The organism is Nocardia sp. NPDC004151 (assembly GCF_042874235.1).
Taxonomy (GTDB): Bacteria; Actinomycetota; Actinomycetes; order Mycobacteriales; family Mycobacteriaceae; genus Nocardia.
The window spans coordinates 688,130-704,646 of sequence record NZ_JBIAMR010000001.1 but is presented as its reverse complement, the minus strand read 5'-3'; the positions used below and the strand labels follow the sequence as shown (position 1 = coordinate 704,646).

The 16,517-nt window shown below is 68.3% G+C and carries 13 protein-coding genes; 5 read left to right on the top strand and 8 right to left on the bottom strand.

The window, feature by feature from the left end; genetic code table 11:
* The first annotated feature begins 8 nt into the window (after positions 1-8).
* Both ACFYTS_RS03210 and ACFYTS_RS03205 read left to right on the top strand, forming a co-directional pair.
* Positions 9-1,643, top strand: coding sequence for a protein kinase (locus ACFYTS_RS03210; protein ID WP_387300949.1), 1,635 nt, complete (start codon positions 9-11; stop codon positions 1,641-1,643).
* Between the two features lie 118 nt (positions 1,644-1,761).
* Positions 1,762-3,282, top strand: coding sequence for a serine/threonine-protein kinase (locus ACFYTS_RS03205; protein WP_387300947.1), 1,521 nt, complete (start codon positions 1,762-1,764; stop codon positions 3,280-3,282).
* 7 nt (positions 3,283-3,289) lie between these two features.
* On the opposite strand, the gene ACFYTS_RS03200 is transcribed toward ACFYTS_RS03205, so the two are convergent.
* The 4 genes from ACFYTS_RS03200 to ACFYTS_RS03185 all read right to left on the bottom strand — a co-directional run bounded on the left by ACFYTS_RS03200 (position 3,290) and on the right by ACFYTS_RS03185 (position 9,651).
* Positions 3,290-5,110 carry a glycosyl transferase gene (locus ACFYTS_RS03200; RefSeq protein ID WP_357275169.1) on the bottom strand — a complete coding sequence of 607 codons (1,821 nt, stop codon included), beginning with the start codon at positions 5,108-5,110 and terminating at the stop codon, positions 3,290-3,292.
* Positions 5,111-5,313: 203 nt separating this feature from the next.
* Positions 5,314-7,245 carry a galactan 5-O-arabinofuranosyltransferase gene (locus tag ACFYTS_RS03195; RefSeq protein ID WP_387300945.1) on the bottom strand — a complete coding sequence of 644 codons (1,932 nt, stop codon included), beginning with the start codon at positions 7,243-7,245 and terminating at the stop codon, positions 5,314-5,316.
* 145 nt (positions 7,246-7,390) lie between these two features.
* Complete coding sequence (locus ACFYTS_RS03190; protein WP_357275173.1) at positions 7,391-8,152, bottom strand: decaprenylphospho-beta-D-erythro-pentofuranosid-2-ulose 2-reductase; 762 nt, start codon at positions 8,150-8,152, stop codon at positions 7,391-7,393.
* A complete protein-coding gene (locus tag ACFYTS_RS03185) occupies positions 8,149-9,651 on the bottom strand; it encodes an FAD-binding protein (RefSeq protein ID WP_387300943.1) in 1,503 nt (500 codons plus the stop codon). Before ACFYTS_RS03185 ends, ACFYTS_RS03190 begins: the two co-directional genes overlap by 4 nt.
* A gap of 71 nt (positions 9,652-9,722) precedes the next feature.
* Here ACFYTS_RS03185 and ACFYTS_RS03180 point away from each other — a divergent pair, with 71 nt between their 5' ends.
* Complete coding sequence (locus ACFYTS_RS03180) at positions 9,723-10,178, top strand: GtrA family protein (protein ID WP_387300941.1); 456 nt, start codon at positions 9,723-9,725, stop codon at positions 10,176-10,178.
* Between the two features lie 7 nt (positions 10,179-10,185).
* Here ACFYTS_RS03180 and ACFYTS_RS03175 read toward each other — a convergent pair whose 3' ends face one another.
* The 3 genes from ACFYTS_RS03175 to ACFYTS_RS03165 all read right to left on the bottom strand — a co-directional run bounded on the left by ACFYTS_RS03175 (position 10,186) and on the right by ACFYTS_RS03165 (position 14,132).
* Complete coding sequence (locus ACFYTS_RS03175; protein ID WP_357275178.1) at positions 10,186-10,803, bottom strand: pyridoxamine 5'-phosphate oxidase family protein; 618 nt, start codon at positions 10,801-10,803, stop codon at positions 10,186-10,188.
* 411 nt (positions 10,804-11,214) lie between these two features.
* Positions 11,215-13,473, bottom strand: coding sequence for a molybdopterin-dependent oxidoreductase (locus tag ACFYTS_RS03170; protein WP_387300939.1), 2,259 nt, complete (start codon positions 13,471-13,473; stop codon positions 11,215-11,217).
* A gap of 191 nt (positions 13,474-13,664) precedes the next feature.
* Positions 13,665-14,132 (bottom strand): hypothetical protein, encoded by a 468-nt coding sequence (locus tag ACFYTS_RS03165; RefSeq protein ID WP_387300937.1) that lies wholly within the window; start codon positions 14,130-14,132, stop codon positions 13,665-13,667.
* A 371-nt stretch (positions 14,133-14,503) separates the two neighbouring features.
* On the opposite strand from ACFYTS_RS03165, the gene ACFYTS_RS03160 reads away from it, so the two are divergent.
* Both ACFYTS_RS03160 and ACFYTS_RS03155 read left to right on the top strand, forming a co-directional pair.
* The gene (locus ACFYTS_RS03160; RefSeq protein ID WP_387300935.1) at positions 14,504-15,085 is read left to right on the top strand and encodes a DUF4282 domain-containing protein; all 582 of its coding nucleotides are present in this window, start codon (positions 14,504-14,506) and stop codon (positions 15,083-15,085) included.
* A 107-nt stretch (positions 15,086-15,192) separates the two neighbouring features.
* Positions 15,193-16,065 (top strand): helix-turn-helix transcriptional regulator, encoded by an 873-nt coding sequence (locus tag ACFYTS_RS03155; RefSeq protein WP_357275186.1) that lies wholly within the window; start codon positions 15,193-15,195, stop codon positions 16,063-16,065.
* Between the two features lie 11 nt (positions 16,066-16,076).
* Here ACFYTS_RS03155 and ACFYTS_RS03150 read toward each other — a convergent pair whose 3' ends face one another.
* Positions 16,077-16,490 carry a MarR family transcriptional regulator gene (locus tag ACFYTS_RS03150; RefSeq protein ID WP_357275189.1) on the bottom strand — a complete coding sequence of 138 codons (414 nt, stop codon included), beginning with the start codon at positions 16,488-16,490 and terminating at the stop codon, positions 16,077-16,079.
* Between the last annotated feature and the right edge of the window lie 27 nt (positions 16,491-16,517).

Here is a 16,517-nt window from a genome sequence, read left to right as displayed (position 1 = left end):
GCGCGATCATGGCCGATCCGAAGCCGGGCGAGGAGATCGCCGGATATGGCATCGAACGCTGGATCGGTGCCGGAGGATCGGGCACCGTCTACGCCGCCCGCCATCCCCGGCTACCCCGCCTGGCCGCTCTCAAGGTGTTCAACCGCGACGAGGTGGACGCCGATACCGAGGGCTGGCGGCGCTTCGAACGCGAGGCCGACATCACCGCCCGCTTCGACCATCCGAACATCGTGTCGGTCTACGACCGCGGCATGGACGCCGGAAGACTGTGGATCGCCATGCAATTCGTGGCCGGTCCCGACGCCGACGGCCTCACCGGGCTGGCCCCCGAACGGGCGCTGCGCATCGGCGACGGCATCGCCTCGGCCCTCGACTACGCGCACGGCCAGGGCGTGCTGCACCGGGATGTGAAGCCCTCCAACATCCTGCTCTCCCCGGCCGCCGACGGCCGCCCCGAACGCGCCCTGCTCACCGACTTCGGCATCGCGCGTCTGCGCGACGAGACCACCCACGTCACCAAGACCGGCGACATCTCCGCCACCTTCGCCTTCGCGTCCCCCGAACAGGTCTCGGGCCGCTACCTCGACCCGCGCACCGACCAGTACTCCTTGGCCTGCACCCTTTTCGTGCTACTCACCGGCACCCGCCCGTTCCTCGCCACCGACCTGGCGGGCTGGATCTACGCCCACACCAGCACGCCGCCCCTGCACGTCACCCAGCTCCGCCCGGACCTGTCCGCGGCCTTCGACCCCGTCTTCGACCGCGCCCTGGCCAAACACCCGGACGAAAGATTCCCCAGCTGCACCGATTTCGCCGATGCCGCCTGGCACGCCTGGCAGACGGGTTCAGCCCGAACCGTCCTGAACCCGGCCGCCGCGGCCCCGAACCCGCCACCGCCCGGGTTCGTCACCGACCCGTCCGTCCTGCGCTCCCCCCGCACCGACCCGACCCTGCTCCGCTCCTCCCGTACCGACCCCACCGCCCTCGCCGACGGCTACCGCACCAACCCTGACGCACCGGCCTACGGCGTCGCCTACGGCGCGCGCACCGGACCCTTCGAAGACGCCGCGCCCCACCGGCATCGGGCCCCCGAACCCGTCCCGGTGTCGACGGGTGTGAGCCGCGGCGTGGTCACCGGCCTGCTGGCCGTGCTGGCCGCCGCCGTGATCGGCGGCAGCGCCATCGTCGTCACCATGAACCTCGAAAGCCACGGAAGATCCACCGGCACACCGCTGTCCGCCGCGGTCCCCACCGTCGCCTCGGCCGCCCCCACCGCCCTCGCAACGGTCGCCGCCACCCCACCCGCCCCCGCGGGCCGCATCCCCTCCGCCTTCGTCGGCGACTGGTCCGGCACCAGCACCGCCAACGCCGACCGCTACCGCCTCTCCATCCGCCAGGGCAACCTCGACGACGTGGTCGTCACCTCGACCGTCCTCCGGGACAACCGCCCGATCTGCGTCTTCGACTACCGCCTCCTCGCCGTCTCCGGCACCGCCGACATCACCGTGGGCTCGGGCAACCTGGTCACCGGCGACGCCGACGGCTGCCTGGTCCAAGGAACCCACGAACTCGTCCTCACCGACGGCCGCATCACCCGAGCCCTCTCCCGCAGCGGCGCCGTCACCTACACCCGCACCAACTGAGAGCCGAAAAGTCCTTCAACCGACCGGAATTCGATAGGGTTCCCACGACACGCGAGCTTCGGCGAAGATCGACAGGTCGTCGGTGCGCGGCGTCGGCGAGGAATGGAGAAGCGGGGGCATGGCGGAACTCCGTCCCGGTGAGATCGTGGCCGGGCATGTGATTCAGCGGAGGATCGGGACCGGGGGGTCGGGATCGGTCTACGTGGCGCGACACCCCCGATTGCCCCGCATGGTGGCGCTCAAGATCATGCACCAGAGCGCGCTGATGACCGAGGCGGACACCTGGCGGCGCTTCCAGCGCGAAGCCGACCTCACCGCCCGCTTCGACCACCCGCACATCGTGTCCGTCTACGACCGCGGCGTCGCCGACGACCTGCTGTGGATCTCCATGCAGTACGTCGACGGCCCGGACGCCGGACTGCTGCGGGCCGTGGCGCCCTCGCGGGCCCTGCGCATCGGGGCCGAGATCGCCGGGGCCCTGGACTACGCGCACGGCAAGGGCGTCCTGCACCGGGATGTGAAGCCCTCCAACCTGTTGCTCGCGCCCGCCGACAACGGCCGCACCGAACGCGCCCTGCTGACCGACTTCGGCATCGCCCGGCTGCGCGACGAATCCACCAAACTGACCGCGACCGGCGTCATCGCCGCCACCTTCGCCTTCGCCTCACCCGAACAGGTGTCGGGCGCGCCCATCGGACCGCAATCGGACCAATACTCGTTGGCCTGCACGCTTTTCGTGCTGCTGACCGACCGCCGCCCCTTCGACGCCGACAATCCACTGGGCTGGGTGCACGCGCACACGACGGTCGCGCCGCTGCGACTGGGCCAGGTGCGGCCCGATCTACCGCGGGCGCTCGACGACGTGCTGAGTCGCGCGCTCGCCAAGGATCCGGCGCAGCGCTACCCGACCTGCGCCGACTTCATGAACGCCGCCCGGGACGCGGCGGAGTCCCGCACGCCGACAACCTATTTCGTGACACCGCCGCTGCCGGGCGGCGCACCCTCGATTCCATCGCCGCACGCCGTCCAGCCCACGCCACCGGAATCCCCACCGCCCGCCCAGAGCGCACCCGTCGCCGGTCCGACCAGCCCGCGGCGCGGTGTCCTCGTCGCTGCCCTCGGTCTGCTGTGCGTGGTCACCGCCGGCGGCCTGGGATACGGCCTGTTCCGGTACCTCGGTTCGACGGCGGAGGTGACGAACGCGTCCAGCACCCAGGCGTTCTCGCCGGTCTCGACCGTCAGCCCCACCTCCGCCGGTCGCCCGGCGACCGACGGGCAGGTGCCCGGGTCCGTGCTGGGTCGCTGGTCGGCGAAGACCGGTCCCTCGGGCGACGGCGACTACGCGCTGACCATCAACGGCGGCAATATCGGCGACCAGGTCTTCACCCTCACCGAGAAGATCACGCTGCCCGGCGGCGGCCAGGGCATCTGCTCGTACACCGCGCTGCTGGAGTCCAGCAATCTGTCGACCCGCATCTCGGTCGGCGAGTCCCGGCTCGAACCCACCGGCAGCGACCACGGCTGCCCGGTGTCCGCACCCCGGACCGATGTCGAGTTTCGCGGCGGCACGCTGGTGCGCTCCGGCGCGAATTACGCCGGAGCGACCTACACCAAGGTGAGCGCGCCGCCGCCGCGCTGACGCGGGGTCAGTGCAGGAGGCCGCGGACGTCCCACAGCCAGACGCCGTCGACGTACTTGGCGGGGAAGCCGAGGAGTTGGTCCAGGGTCAGGCGGAGGGTGTCGGCGTTGTCGGTGGGGGGGAGGACGACGACATCGGCTCGCCAGTAGCGGAGGTCGACCAGGGCGCGGATGCGGTCGGATTCCTCGATCGACGGAATCTTGTTGGTCTGCTGGGCTTTCGTCAGCAGGGTGGCGGTGGGGCGGTCGTCGGGGCCGTAGCGGCCCTTCTTGGAGGAGCCGGTGGGGCCGACGAAATACCCTCCGGCGAGGGGGAATTCGAAGCCGGAGTCGACCTGCCAGCGCAGGGCGCGGGCGTCGGGGGCCGTGGGTGGCGGGGCGATCACCACGGAGCCGCCCGACACGTAGTGGCGCACCGTGCCGTCGGTGAAGAACGCGGGCGTGGGGGCGCGCTGGACCACCGGCAGGACGGTGGGGGTGAGCGGCAGCAGGGCGAAGACCAGGGCGGCGAACAGGGCCAGCGGGCGCCAGTCGGTGGCGGAGACGCTCCAATAGTCCAGGGCGCGCTGGGTGGCCAGGACCAGCACCACGGCGATGGCGGGGATGGCGGCCATGGTGAAGCGGGACTCCAGGACCGAATTCAGCAGCGGCACATGGTCGAGCCACTTCCACGGCAGCACGATACCGGTGTCGCCGAGGCCGATGGTGGCCGAGGCGCCCAGCGACAGGATCGTGAACAGGGCGATCACCGCGGCGGCGGCCCGCACCGCGCGTTCCCGCCACATGAGGGCGATGGCCACCGACACCACGATCCACAGCGGCCAGCCGAAGTACGAGTTCTCCTCGGTCGCATTGATGGCCACGTTCTGGCCGTGCGAGAACAGGCCGCCCAGGGACTCGGACGGGAACTGGAACAGCGCCTTCAGGTCGTTCTTCATCGGCCCGTGGTCGATGGAACGGTAGGACTGCGGCCCGAAGAACTGCCACCACAGCGGAATGTCGGTCAGCGCCACCGTGATCAGCGCCGCCAGCAGCACCGGCGGGGCCAGGCTGCGCACCATCCGCAGCCCGGTCTTCGGGGCGTGCAGGTGGTAGACCAGCGCGAAGAGTCCGAACGCGAGCGCGAAGATGAGCAGCGGCTCCTCACCGAGCGCGATCTGCATCGCCACCAGCAGGCCCAGCACGAAGGCGTCCTTGTTGCGGCGACCTCGGATCACCTCGGTGCCCGCGGCCGCGCGACGCGCCATCCGAATCACCTTCAAGGCGATCACCGGCAGCAGCGCCAGCAGCACGAAATTCGGGTGGGCGTTGGCGTGCGAGATCATGGCGGGCGCGAACCCGCAGAACAGACCGCCCACGGCCGCAGCGAATTTGGACGAGACGAGCTCGCGGGAGAACAGCCAGTACCAGGCGAACGCGGTGCCGCACAGGCCCAGGGTGAGCACCAGCACGAACGTGACCGTCGGGCCGAACAGCAGCGTGACCGGGGTGAGCGGCACCCCGACTCCGAACATGGCGGTATTGGCCATCATGTTCACGCCGTCGGGATAGTTCTGCAGCGTGGTGCCCAGCGGATTGTGCAGATGCGAGACATCGTGGGCGGTGACCGCGAAGAACCACTCCCACATGGTCTGGTCCTGGCCACTCTTGATCAGGTAGCCGCGGTCGGTGTGCATCCACTGACCGGACAGCACCAGTACCGCCAGCGACAGGTACGCGCCCGCGACGAGCAGATCGGCCCGGGCCAGGCGTAGCCGTGCGGCCGTGCGCTGCGCGCGAGTCAGATTGGGACGGACCGTATTCGGCGTGACGCGGTCGAGAACCGCCACCGCCGAGCCCGTTTCGTTCCCCCGATCGGTTTCCCGCCCCTGTGTCAACGCGTAACTCCTTGTGCCTTGCAATCAGCGGCCCACGCTACAGCTTCCGGCTGAGATTGCACTGGCGAGTCGAGAAGTTATCCACAGAATCGGACAGTTATCCCCAGATTCCGACTCATTTTTGGGGATAAGTGATCCTTGTCTCGCCCCACCCCTCAGACACGCACGACGAGGGTGAACGGTCCGATATCGGTGATGCGGTAGTGCCCGTCATCGAACAATGCCTTGGGCAGCGTCACCGTGATGCGCTTCACATTCGGATCGTTCGGATAGACGTCCTGGGACAGCCGCAGCGTGTAGCCGTCGCCGGAGCGCCGGAACAGGAACGCGTCCGGCGCCCGCCACGGGCAGTGCTCGAGCGCGTCGGTCAGCTCCTGCGGCGTCTTCAGCGTGCTCCAGCGCTGGATCTCGGCGGTGCGCGCCGCGAAGTCGGCCAGCGGGTTCGCGTAATGCGAAGTGAGCGCCTGGAATCCGAAGTATGGGTAGATCGCCAGGAAGCTGGTGTCCGCGGTCAGCACCACGCTGCCGTCGCGCGGCCGCCCGGTCTGCTCCAGCAATTTCGCGTCGATCTCGCGGTAATAGGAAACCGCCGACGGAGCCCGCTTGTCGGCGCGATCCCCATTGCCGTCGGTATCGGTGTAGGCCGTGGTGATCTCGGTGGCCAGCACTGTTGGAATGCCCTGGCTGAACCCGATCGCCCCGGCCAGCGCCACCGCGGCCGCCGCGATCCGGAACCGGCTCGGCTCGTTCAGCGCCTGGTAGACCGCCCGCGCCCCCTCGGCGAACGCGAACACACCCGCCGCCGACAGCAGCGCCAGCAGCGGCGACTCCAGCCGGAACGACAGCAGGGTGGTCCCGGCCGCCGTCGCGGCCATGGACAGCAGGCACCACAGGTAGATGGCGACCACGCCGATGCCCAGTGCCTGCGCGCGCCGTGAACTGCCCGCGCGCAGCACCAGCCAGATGGTTCCGGCCAGGCACAGCACGCCGCGCAGATCGAAATCGAACATGGGCAGCGGCAGCCGCGACCCGGTCTCGGGCAGGTAGTGCAGCGCGGTTCCGGAGCTGGCCGTCGCGCCGCGCAGCGCCTTCAGGAAGTACGGCAACCACACGATCAGCGCCAGCACACCCGAGATCGCACCGATTCCGATGAGCCGCAGCAGGATCGGAGTCAGCGCGCGCCACGTCCGCTGCGCCCGATAGGTGAGCCCGAAGGCGATCAGCGCCATCAGGCAGACCGCGAACACGGCCACCAGGAAGTACAGGGTGTAGAAGGTGGCGAACAATCCCAGCAGCAGTCCCGCGCCGATCACCGCGCCCCAGCCGCCCGCGGTCCGCAACTTCGTGGCATCTCCGGTCTCGTCCGGCCGGTACAACGCGCCCCACGCCAGCAGCAGCAGCGGTCCGAGCAGTAGCACCAGGACCGCGCTGTACGCCTCCGGCGCGCCGTAGGCCAGGGTCACCGCGGTTGTCGCGGCGGCCACGGCCACCGCCCAGTCGGCGCGAATCAGGTTGGACCACAGCACGAGTGCCACCACGGCGGCGACGGCGAGCCCGATGATGGCGTAGGGCTTGAACGCCTCCCATCCGGCCAGGCCGACCAGGTTCGCGAACCGCCCGCCGAACCAGAACCATCCGGCCGGGTAGTACGGCGGCAGTTCGGCGTAGTTCATATCGCGCAGCGCAGCGCTGTCGGTCAGCCGCGTCAAATACTGCGTCCGGAACTCCTGGTCCACGGACATGCCGAACAGGTACAGCTTGGTCGCGGCCAGCGGCATGCCGAGCGTCACGGTGACGAAGGCCGAAAGTCCGCCCCAGGACAGCAGTTTCGCTACCCACCCCCACGTACGCAAGCGCAGCAACACGACCGCGACCACCAGCATGGCCAGTGCCACCACCTGCCCGACCGTGGTGAGCGCGCGGGTCACGTTGGAGGAGTTGAACGCCGGCCAGTGCACGACCGAGAACGCCTCGAGCCCGATCGCGGCCACCACGGCCGCCACCACGGCGGCGAGCACGGCCTCCCCGGCCGCACTACCGGCCTGCCGCGCCAGCACCGCCGCTCGCCCGCTCGCCCGCTCGCTCATCCGCACCAGCCCTCCGCATTCGTGTCATGGACCGCCGGTCAGCCTAGCCAGTGCCGCGTGCGCGGACCTCTCGCCGGGGCCGACCCGCCGGAAATGAAAAACGCCGCACCCCGGGACCGGAATGCGGCGTTGATCGCAAACTCGCCTAGATGGGCAGCTTGCGGAAGATCGGACGCGGCACGTGCCGCAGGATCATCATGACGTAGCGGAAAACGCCGGGGGCCCAGACGATTTCCTTGCCCTTCTCCGAGGCGGACACCGCGAGCAGCGCGACGTCTTCCTTGTTCACGGTGAGGCCGTTCTCCTTGGCGTGCGCGGAGAGCCGGGTACGCACCATGCCGGGGCGGATGACCGTGACGCGCGGGCCGAACGGGGCGATCGCCTCGCCCAGGCCCAGGTAGAAGCCGTCCAGGCCGGCCTTGGTGGAGCCGTAGACGAAGTTGAAGCGGCGCACCCGCTCGCCGGCGACCGAGGACATGGCCAGGATGCGGCCGAAGCCCTGCGCCTTCATCTTCTCGCCGAGCAGCACACCCACCGACACGGCGGCGGTGTAGTTGATCTCGGCCATCATGACGGCCTTGCGCTGGTCCTGCCAGAAGATCTCGCCGTCGCCGTCGATGCCGAACGCGACGATGGCCACGTCGATATCGCTGGTGGCCCAGGCCGCGTCGATCACGGCCGGGTGGCTGCCGGTGTCGAGCGCGTCGAAGTCGACGACCTGGACCTCGGAGGCCCCGGCCGCCTTCATCTGCGACACGGCGTCCTCGCGCAGCGGGTCACCCGGCAGGGCCGCGAGGACGATGCGCGCGGGGCCCTTCTTCAGGTACTCGGCGCAGATCGCCAAGCCGATCTCCGAGGTGCCGCCCAGCAGCAGAATGGACTGCGGGTTGCCTACCGCATTGATCACTGAAGCTCCAGCCTTCTCGCCATATCGGACATGAAAACGCCTGTGGGGTCGACGCTCCGGCGGATCTTGATCCACTCGTCGATCCGGGGGTACATCTTGTGGAAGGTCTCCGCGTCGGTGCGCGAATCCTTGGCAGTGTAGATACGGCCGCCGAACTCGAGCACACGGCGGTCCAGTTCCCGGACCAGTTCGTTGAGACCCGGACGAATCGGGAAGTCGAAGCAGGTGTTCCAGCCCTCCATGGGGAAGCTGAGCGGAGCCTGGTTCCCGGGACCGAAGAACTTCAGCACATTGAGCGCCGAGTGATGGCCGGATGCCTGAATATCAATGATGATCTTGGTGAATTCGTCGAGGGCTTCCGGCGGCACCACGAACTGGTACTGCAGGAATCCCTTCGAGCCGTAGGCCCGATTCCACTCCGAGATGACGTCCAGCATGTGATAGAACTGCGTCAAGTTCATCAGTTTGCCGGTGTAGTTACCGCCGAGCGCGTAATACGCCTCACCGACCATGCCCAGCGTGAACTTGTTGACCGCGAAGCTCGGGAAGATATCCGGCACCGTCAGCAGATTCGGGGCGTCGAACTTCAGCGGATTCTTGCGCAGCTTCTTCGGCAGTTCATCGAGTTTCGCCAGCCGACCGCGAGAGACATTGGCGCGTCCCAGCTTCGGCGGCCCGGAGATCACGTCGAACCAGGTCGAGGAGTAGGTGTAATTCGCCTCGGACCCGTCCTTGTGGACGGCGATGGTCTCTTCCAGGTCGACGGTCTTGATGCCGTCGGAGATGAAGTACGCCGTCTCGGTCGGCGTCATCTCGATGGTCGCGCGCAACACGATGCCGGTCAGCCCGTTGCCGCCGACGGTCGCCCAGAACAGCTTGGCGTTCTTCTTCGGCCCGATGGTCTGCACCTTGCCGTCGGCGGTGAGCAGATCGATGGACCGCACGTGATTGCCGAAGCTGCCCGCGCTGTGGTGGTTCTTGCCGTGGATGTCGGAGCCGATCGCGCCGCCCACGGTGACCTGCCGGGTGCCCGGGAGCACCGGAACCCACAGGCCGAACGGCAGCGCCGCCTTCATCAGCTGATCGAGGGACACGCCCGCGTCCACGTCAACCAGCCGGGAGTCCCGGTCGATGCGGTGGATGCGGTTGAGCGCGGTCATGTCGACGACCAGGCCGCCGGCGTTCTGCGCGTGATCGCCGTAGGAGCGGCCCAGGCCGCGGGCGATGACGCCGCGACGCAGGTGCGCGGGCTTCGAGTCGTTGTCCTCCGCGACCATGGCGACCGCCTTGGCGATCAGTTCCGGGTCGCTGGTGGAGAGCACTTCCGAGGTGGTGGCCGCGGTGCGTCCCCAACCGGTCAAGCGCCGAGTCTGCGTCGGCAGGTCGAACGAACCCTGCTGTGACACGGTGCCCTCTTTTTCTTTGCCGACTACAGGGCTGTCACCGTTCGAGCTGGGCTCGGCGGCGGCCTCGGTAGTGGTCTGAGCTTTCGTGGACATCGGCATAGAGGCTACAGGCATAACCGTTCCGAGGCTTGTGTCCAATGTCGCGGGCATTAGTCTTCTGCGTTGTGACCGCGGAACCCCATCTGCCCCTCCCGCCCGAGCTGCCCCTTGTCGACGAACCGGGTGGCACGGATGTCGATCTCAAGACGCAGATCATTCGCTTCCTGGCGACGGGCATCTTCTCCGCGGTGGTGGACTTCGGCCTGTACACCCTGCTTTTCACGGTGGTGGGCCTGCCGTTGCCGGTGGCCAAGTCGATCAGCTTCATCGCCGGCACCACGACGGCGTATCTGATCAACCGGCGCTGGACCTTCCAGGCCGAGCCGAATCGCAAGCGGTTCCTGGCGGTGATCGCCCTGTACGCGCTGACCTTCGCCTTGCAGGTGGGGATCAACCAGCTCTGCTATTACGCGCTGCCGGATGTCTGGTGGCGGATCGCCCTGGCGTTCTGCGTGGCGCAGGGCACCGCCACCGTGATCAACTTCATCGTCCAGCGCGCGGTGATCTTCAAGATCAATTAGGCGCGGTTCAGGATTCGACGAGGGCGCTGGTTTCTTCCTTGGCCCGGAAGTAGTCGCCGCCCTTGGCGCGCACATTGTCGGTGCCCCACTGCCGGGCCTCCCGCTGCGCGGGCACCAGGTGCGGGATGTGCTTGCGGCAGTGGATGTAGGCCTCCTCCACATCCACCACCACCCAGCGCTCGGGCATGCGGCCGCGGGACTCGGCGGGCAGATCCGGGACACAGCGGCGCATGAGCGCGTCGTCCACGATGCGGGCGGTGCCGTTGACGTGCAGGCCGATCAGGTCCTGCACGAAGTCGATCATCAGAATGCCGACGTGCGGGTTCTCGAGCACATTGCCGAGGCTGGCCATCACGCCGTTACCGCGGTATTCGGGGTAGGCGACGGTGCGTTCGTCGATCACGTGCAGGAACCCGGGATTGCCGGCGCGGAAACTGGCATCGCATTCGCCGTGCTTGTCGGCGGTGGCGATGAAGGCCATATCCATCCGGTGGATGAAATCGATCATGTGGGTATTGAGCCGATCCCGTACCTGATCGGAGTAGAAGCGCTCCGCTCGGTCCTCGGTGCCGTACCGATCCTGCAGTTCCCGCTCGCCGTCGCTGCCGTTTCTGACCCCGGGCATCGTGCGCCCCCTTTGGTAGCTGAAATACCGGATGGAAGAGGCTCGGCCACGAACTACGGCCATCCGAAATCCTATACGGTTTAACTATTTTCGTGTGGCGAATGCGTGAACCGGCAGATCTGCCCTGGTAAGGGTGCTTCGACTGATGCCGGACAAACCTTCCCGATGCGAGGATCCTCCCGGATGAAAAGGCTCACAAGGGACCTTCGTCCCTTAGCTGTGGGGATGCTGCCGGTCACTTCCGGGGTACGGGTATGCGAGATCCCCAGGGGGCGCGGGGATTTCGCATTCCTGTTTTGTCCACTTCGCAGACGTTCGCACCGGGCTCGATCGTTTTCATCCCCCTAGCTGGCGCTGATCTTCGGTACTCAAACATGAATACCGAAAGGTCTTTTCGAGGCGGCTCCGGAATCAGGCTCGGGTGAGCGTCACCGGCACCCCGTTGAACACCGCGTTCCCCGACGGGACATCCACCAGCGAATCATCGGTCAGCACATTGGCGTTCACCCCGGCATGGGTCCGGGCGACCGCCTGCGCGCTGTCCTCGTGTCCCCAGCCGTGCGGCAGGCTCACCACCCCCGGCATGATGTCCTCGGTCGGCTCCAGCTCCACGGTCACCGTGCCCGCCGCCGACTTCACCACGGCCCGCCCGTCCAGCCCCAGCCGCGTCGCGTCCTCGGGATGGATGTGCAGCGTGCACCGGTTCGACCCGCCCACCAACAGTGGAACATTGTGCAGCCAACTGTTGTTGGAGCGCAGCTGTCGCCGCCCCACCAGCACCATTTCCGGCCGCCGGTCGTCCGCGCGCGCCCGCAGCCGGGCCACGTCGGCCAGCAGTTGCGCGGGGGCGAGCTCCACCTTCCGGGAGGCCGTCCGCAGCGCGCCGGGCAGCCGCGGGCGCAGCGGACCGAGGTCGATGCCGTGCGGATTGTCCAGCAGTACTCGCAGATTCAGCCGACCCGCCCAGTTCTCGGTCGAGTCCCCGGAATCGGGATCGCCCGGAGCGGACGGCACCGTGGGCGCGTTCGCCGCGGCCGCCCACTCGCCGAACGGGCCCAGCCGCAGCATCAGGTCCAGTCGCTGCTCGGTGGTGTTCGACCCGAGCAGTTCCGCGCGCCGATCGGCCATCCCGGCCTTGTGCAGGGTCCCGGCGATCACGATCTCGTCGACCACGGTGAGCGGATCCAGCCCCGGTTGGGGCTCCTGCCCGGACACCGCGAGCGCCAGCCGGGCCATCACCTCGGCCTCGGACAGCTCGTCCTCGCCCAGCGGCGCCACCGGCGGCGAGTAGCGCGCGTAGTTCCGCACCGCGAAATTGAGCAGCGCGAAGTCGTAGTGCGGGGACTGTGTGACGCGCGGGGGCGGCAGGATCACGTCCGCGTGCCGGGTGGTCTCGTTGAGGTACCGATCGACGCTCACCATGAATTCCAGGCCCTCGAAAGCGGCATCCAGGCGCGCGCCGCTGGGTGCGGACAGCACCGGATTGCCGGCCACCGTCACCATGGCCCGGATCTGCCCGTCCCCGGGTGTCAGGATCTCGTCGGCCAGCGTCGCCACCGGCAGTTCGCCCATGGCCTCGGGCAGCCCGCGCACCCGGCTGCCCCAGCGCCCGGTCCGGAACGGCCGCGACCGCACGATGCCCAGCGCGGCGCCCGTCGCGAACATGGCTCCGCCGGGCGAATCCAGATTGCCGGTCAGCACATTGACCACGTCCACCAGCCACTGCGTGACCGTGCCGAACTCGGCGGTGCAAGTCCCGATCCGGGCGTAGACGGCGGCGGTGGGCGCGGCGGCCAGTTCCCGGGTCAGCCGCACGATGGTCTCGGCGGGCACCCCGGTGCGGGCGGCGACCAGCTCCGGCGGGAAATCGGCCGCGGCGGCGCGGATCTCGTCGAGCCCGTTCACCTCGACCCGGACGTCGGTCAGGTCCTCCGCGAACAGCGTGTGCACGATCCCGAACAGCAGGTAGGCGTCGCTGCCCGGTCGCACGAACAGATGCTCGTCGGCCAGCTTGGCAGTGCGGGTGCGGCGCGGATCCACCACCACGAAGCGCCCGCCGCGCTGCCGCAGCGCCTTCAATCGACCCGGGAAATCCGGTGCGGTGCACAGGGATCCGTTGGACTCCAGCGGATTCGCGCCCAGCATCAGCAGGTAGTCGGTCCGGTCCAGGTCGGGCACCGCCACGGTGAGCGGGTCGCCGAACATGAGCCCGCTCGACACCTGCTTGGGCATCTGGTCGGCGGTGCTGGCGGAGAACAGGCTGCGGGTGGCCAGGGCCCGGATCAGCAGCGGCACGTACAGCGCACCGGCCACGGTGTGCGCGTTGGGGTTGCCGAGGTACAGGCCCACCGCCTGATTGCCGTACGCGGCCGACACCTGCGGCAGCCGTTCGCGGATCACCCCGAAGGCCTCGTCCCAGCTCGTGGCCCGCCAGGTATCGGTGGCGCGATCGCGAATCATGGGCCGGGTGAGCCGGTCCGGGTCGCCGTCCAGGTGGCCGAGAGTCGCGCCCTTGGGGCAGACGAAGCCTTTGCTGAAGGGGTCGGCATGATCACCGCGCACCGACACGATGCGGTCGCTGCCGTCGAGGGTGAGTTCGAGTCCGCACACCGCTTCGCAGAGCGGGCAGGTGCGCAGCGCGGTCCGGGGGCTGTCCGTGACGTGGGTCATACCCAATGATCGCCCGGCGGCGGATCGGGCGAAACACCCGCGGCGGACGAATCGCGATGGGGGAGCAGGCTATCGCGAGACCTGTGCTGATGTCCGTTATCTCTTAATTCGCAACGTTCGGACCTGGATACGGTGAAACCCGCGAGCGCCGGGGAGCACTCGCGGGTTTCGAGTCGTTCGTGGAGCCGGTGTCAGGAGGCGATACGGGTCGCCTGCGGCCGGGCTCCTTTGGCGGCGGCGCGGACGCCCGCGGCGATGGCGACCACCGGCGGGATCCAGCGGGCCTCGTGCGGGGCGACGCCCCAGCAGGCCGCACCGGCGGACAGCTTGCTCGGCGGCAGCGGGATGCCCGCGCCGTCGGAGTAGACGACCACGCCGGCCTCGCGCAGCGCCTCGATGGCACGCGCGGCCTTGGCCAGGCCGGTGACGAGGTGGATCTCGCGGCGCTCGGCGCCCGGGATCTCGATGACCGGGCCGGTCAGGTCGTTGGCCCGCAGGTAGCGGCGCACGAACGCGGCGCTGTCACCGGTGACCTCGATGCCCGCGATGTTCTCGTCGGTGACCAGGCAGACGCCATTGGCGGTTTCGGCGACCGTCCAGCCGCGCTGGATGTAGTCCTGCGCAGATTCCGCAACGGCTGACGAAAACGTCGTACGCACTGGTTTCTCCATTCCCCGGTAGATCTAGTTCCTGCTCTGGTGGCGTATCGGAGCGGGGGGTTCGGGGCGTTACACACCCTTTTTCACCGCGAGTTCGGTTCTGTCGCAGAACGTCGTTTGTCCAGTCCGCTTTGTCCGGAAAGTGCTGTGGCTCTTCTGGGACACCCGGTTGCCGGACCGGCTCTCGCCTGCGACGACGCGTCAAGGGCGCTATCTCTCGGTTCGGAGCCCGTCATCAGCCGGCGGCGCGACGTGTTCTACAACACACTCTCTCGTCGTGCGGGCCTCCGGCGTTACCGGAGACACTGAATCGGCCGAAACCGGAGACACAGAATCGGCCGAACGGGTCTGCGGGAGAGGAGATCGTCGGCATGGCCGAACAGCCGGGGGAGTCGGAACTCGAGGAGCTCGAGAAGCTCGAGGAGCTCATCGAGGAAGGCCGCTGGGCCGCCTTCAAGGAGGCCGCCACCCGTCGCATGTCCCGGCGGCTCGCCGAGGGCGAGGACGCCGAGGAGCCGGTCGAACCCTTCACCAGTCCAGGAGCTTTCGGCGCGTGGAGCGTGGATGCCGCCCGCGCCCTGCTGGACCTGCAGTTTCACCGCGCCGCCACCCGCACTCTGCTGCCGCTGGCATACCTGCTGGGCCTGGCGGGCGCTGTCGCGATTCCGATCGTGGGAACCGTAGGGCTCTGGCGAATCTCGGCGTGGCTGGGAATCGTGTTCGCGGTGGTGTTCGCGGTGCCGTTGGGCCTGGTGATCGCCGCGGTGGTGCGCCTGCTGCTGGAGTTCGTGCTCAACGCGTCCCGGCTGGCGGCGCGGGTCGAGCATATTTCCGATATGGCCGACGATCTGTTCCAGGCGTTGTCGGATGTGGCGGAACCTGTCAATCAGTTGTCCAAAGATGTTCAAGCAGTGCAATTCTGGCGCTTCCGCCGACGGTCTTCCCGGAAGTAGCCTGGATAGCGGCCCGTTCCGTCTCCGCCCGAAGCGTGTCCCGTGTCCATGGATCGCTGAGTTTTCCTGTGCAACAATGCGATCGCAACACTGGTATAGGGGGACGAATGGCTCTACCGCAGGGGATTACCGGATCGACCGTGCCGCGCCGGCAGCTCGGCCGACACCTGCGCGACCTGCGAAATCGCGCGCGCATGACGACCCGGGTGGCGGCGCAGCGACTGGAATGGTCCGAGGCCAAGATCTGGCGCATCGAAACCGGTCAGACGTCGTTGCGCAGTCTGGATGTCGAGGCCATGTGCCGGATCTACGGCGCGCCGGAGGACGCTATCGAACCGCTCACCGCGCTGGCCCGCGAGACCAAGGCCCGCGGCTGGTGGACCGAGTTCAGCGATGTGATCGACGAGGGCTACGAGGTCTACATCGGGCTCGAGGAAGCCGCCGGAAAGCTGATCAGCTACGAGAACGAGCTGGTCCCCGGGCTGCTGCAGACCGAGCAGTATTACCGCGCGGTGCTGGCGGGGGCCTACCCCGGCATCTCGCCCGAGCAGCTGGACCGCCGCGTCCGGGTGCGGACCGCGCGCCAATCCCTGCTCACCCGTGCCGATTCGCCGCTGCAGCTGGACGTGGTGATCTCCGAGGCCGTGCTGTGGCACCGCGTCGGCGGTGACGAGGTGACCCGCGGCCAGCTCGACCGGCTGCACAAGCTCGGCGAGCTGCCCAATGTCCGGCTGCGCCTGTTGCGCGCCGAGTGCGGCTACCACAACGGCATGGACGCGGGCCGCTTCGTGCTGCTCGAATTCCCCACCGCCGCAGGGGAACCCACCGAACCGCCGGTGGTGTACGTGGAATCGCTGACCGGTTCCTCGTATCTCGACAAGGAGCCCGAGGTGGCCCGCTATCGCGAGGCCTTCGCCTCGGTGAGTTCCATTGCGGTGGACGCGCTTCCGATCATCGAGTCGGTGCGCGCGGCGCTCTAGGGCGCGGGTCTCTAGCCCAGAGTCTGGGCCAGCACCGCACGGTGCGTGGGCGCGGCCTGCTTGTGCAGTTCGCGCCCTTTTTCCGTTACGCAGACGAAGATCGCGCGCCGATCGTTCGTGCACAGCGTGCGATCTACCAGGCCGTCGCGTTCCAGCCGCGCCACGGTGCGCGAGAGCGCGCTCTGGCTGAGGTAGATGTCATTGGCCAGATCGCTCATCTTGTAGCTGTCGCTGCCGGTTTCGATGAGGCGGTCCAGGGTCTCGAATTCGCTGAGCCCGATGTGGTGGCGGCCCTGCAGTTCCTTCTCCAGGGCGCACGAGGTGGACGCGTGCCGGGCCAGGAGCTCACGCCACTCACCCACCAGCCCCGACGTCTCGAAAGACGTTGTCACAGGCCGGTCGACGGGCACTGTCGGCTTCGGCATGGGGGTCATCCTAGTCGTTTCCGCGAA

What these genes read in the sequence shown, in the direction of transcription:
- ACFYTS_RS03210 (WP_387300949.1), top strand. Translation starts at nt 9, where the DNA reads ATGGCCGATCCGAAGCCGGGCGAGGAGATCGCCGGATATGGCATCGAA.
- ACFYTS_RS03205 (WP_387300947.1), top strand. Translation starts at nt 1,762, where the DNA reads ATGGCGGAACTCCGTCCCGGTGAGATCGTGGCCGGGCATGTGATTCAG.
- ACFYTS_RS03195 (WP_387300945.1), bottom strand. Translation starts at nt 7,245, where the DNA reads ATGAGCGAGCGGGCGAGCGGGCGAGCGGCGGTGCTGGCGCGGCAGGCC.
- ACFYTS_RS03185 (WP_387300943.1), bottom strand. Translation starts at nt 9,651, where the DNA reads ATGTCCACGAAAGCTCAGACCACTACCGAGGCCGCCGCCGAGCCCAGC.
- ACFYTS_RS03175 (WP_357275178.1), bottom strand. Translation starts at nt 10,803, where the DNA reads ATGCCCGGGGTCAGAAACGGCAGCGACGGCGAGCGGGAACTGCAGGAT.
- ACFYTS_RS03170 (WP_387300939.1), bottom strand. Translation starts at nt 13,473, where the DNA reads ATGACCCACGTCACGGACAGCCCCCGGACCGCGCTGCGCACCTGCCCG.
- ACFYTS_RS03160 (WP_387300935.1), top strand. Translation starts at nt 14,504, where the DNA reads ATGGCCGAACAGCCGGGGGAGTCGGAACTCGAGGAGCTCGAGAAGCTC.
- ACFYTS_RS03155 (WP_357275186.1), top strand. Translation starts at nt 15,193, where the DNA reads ATGGCTCTACCGCAGGGGATTACCGGATCGACCGTGCCGCGCCGGCAG.
- ACFYTS_RS03150 (WP_357275189.1), bottom strand. Translation starts at nt 16,490, where the DNA reads ATGCCGAAGCCGACAGTGCCCGTCGACCGGCCTGTGACAACGTCTTTC.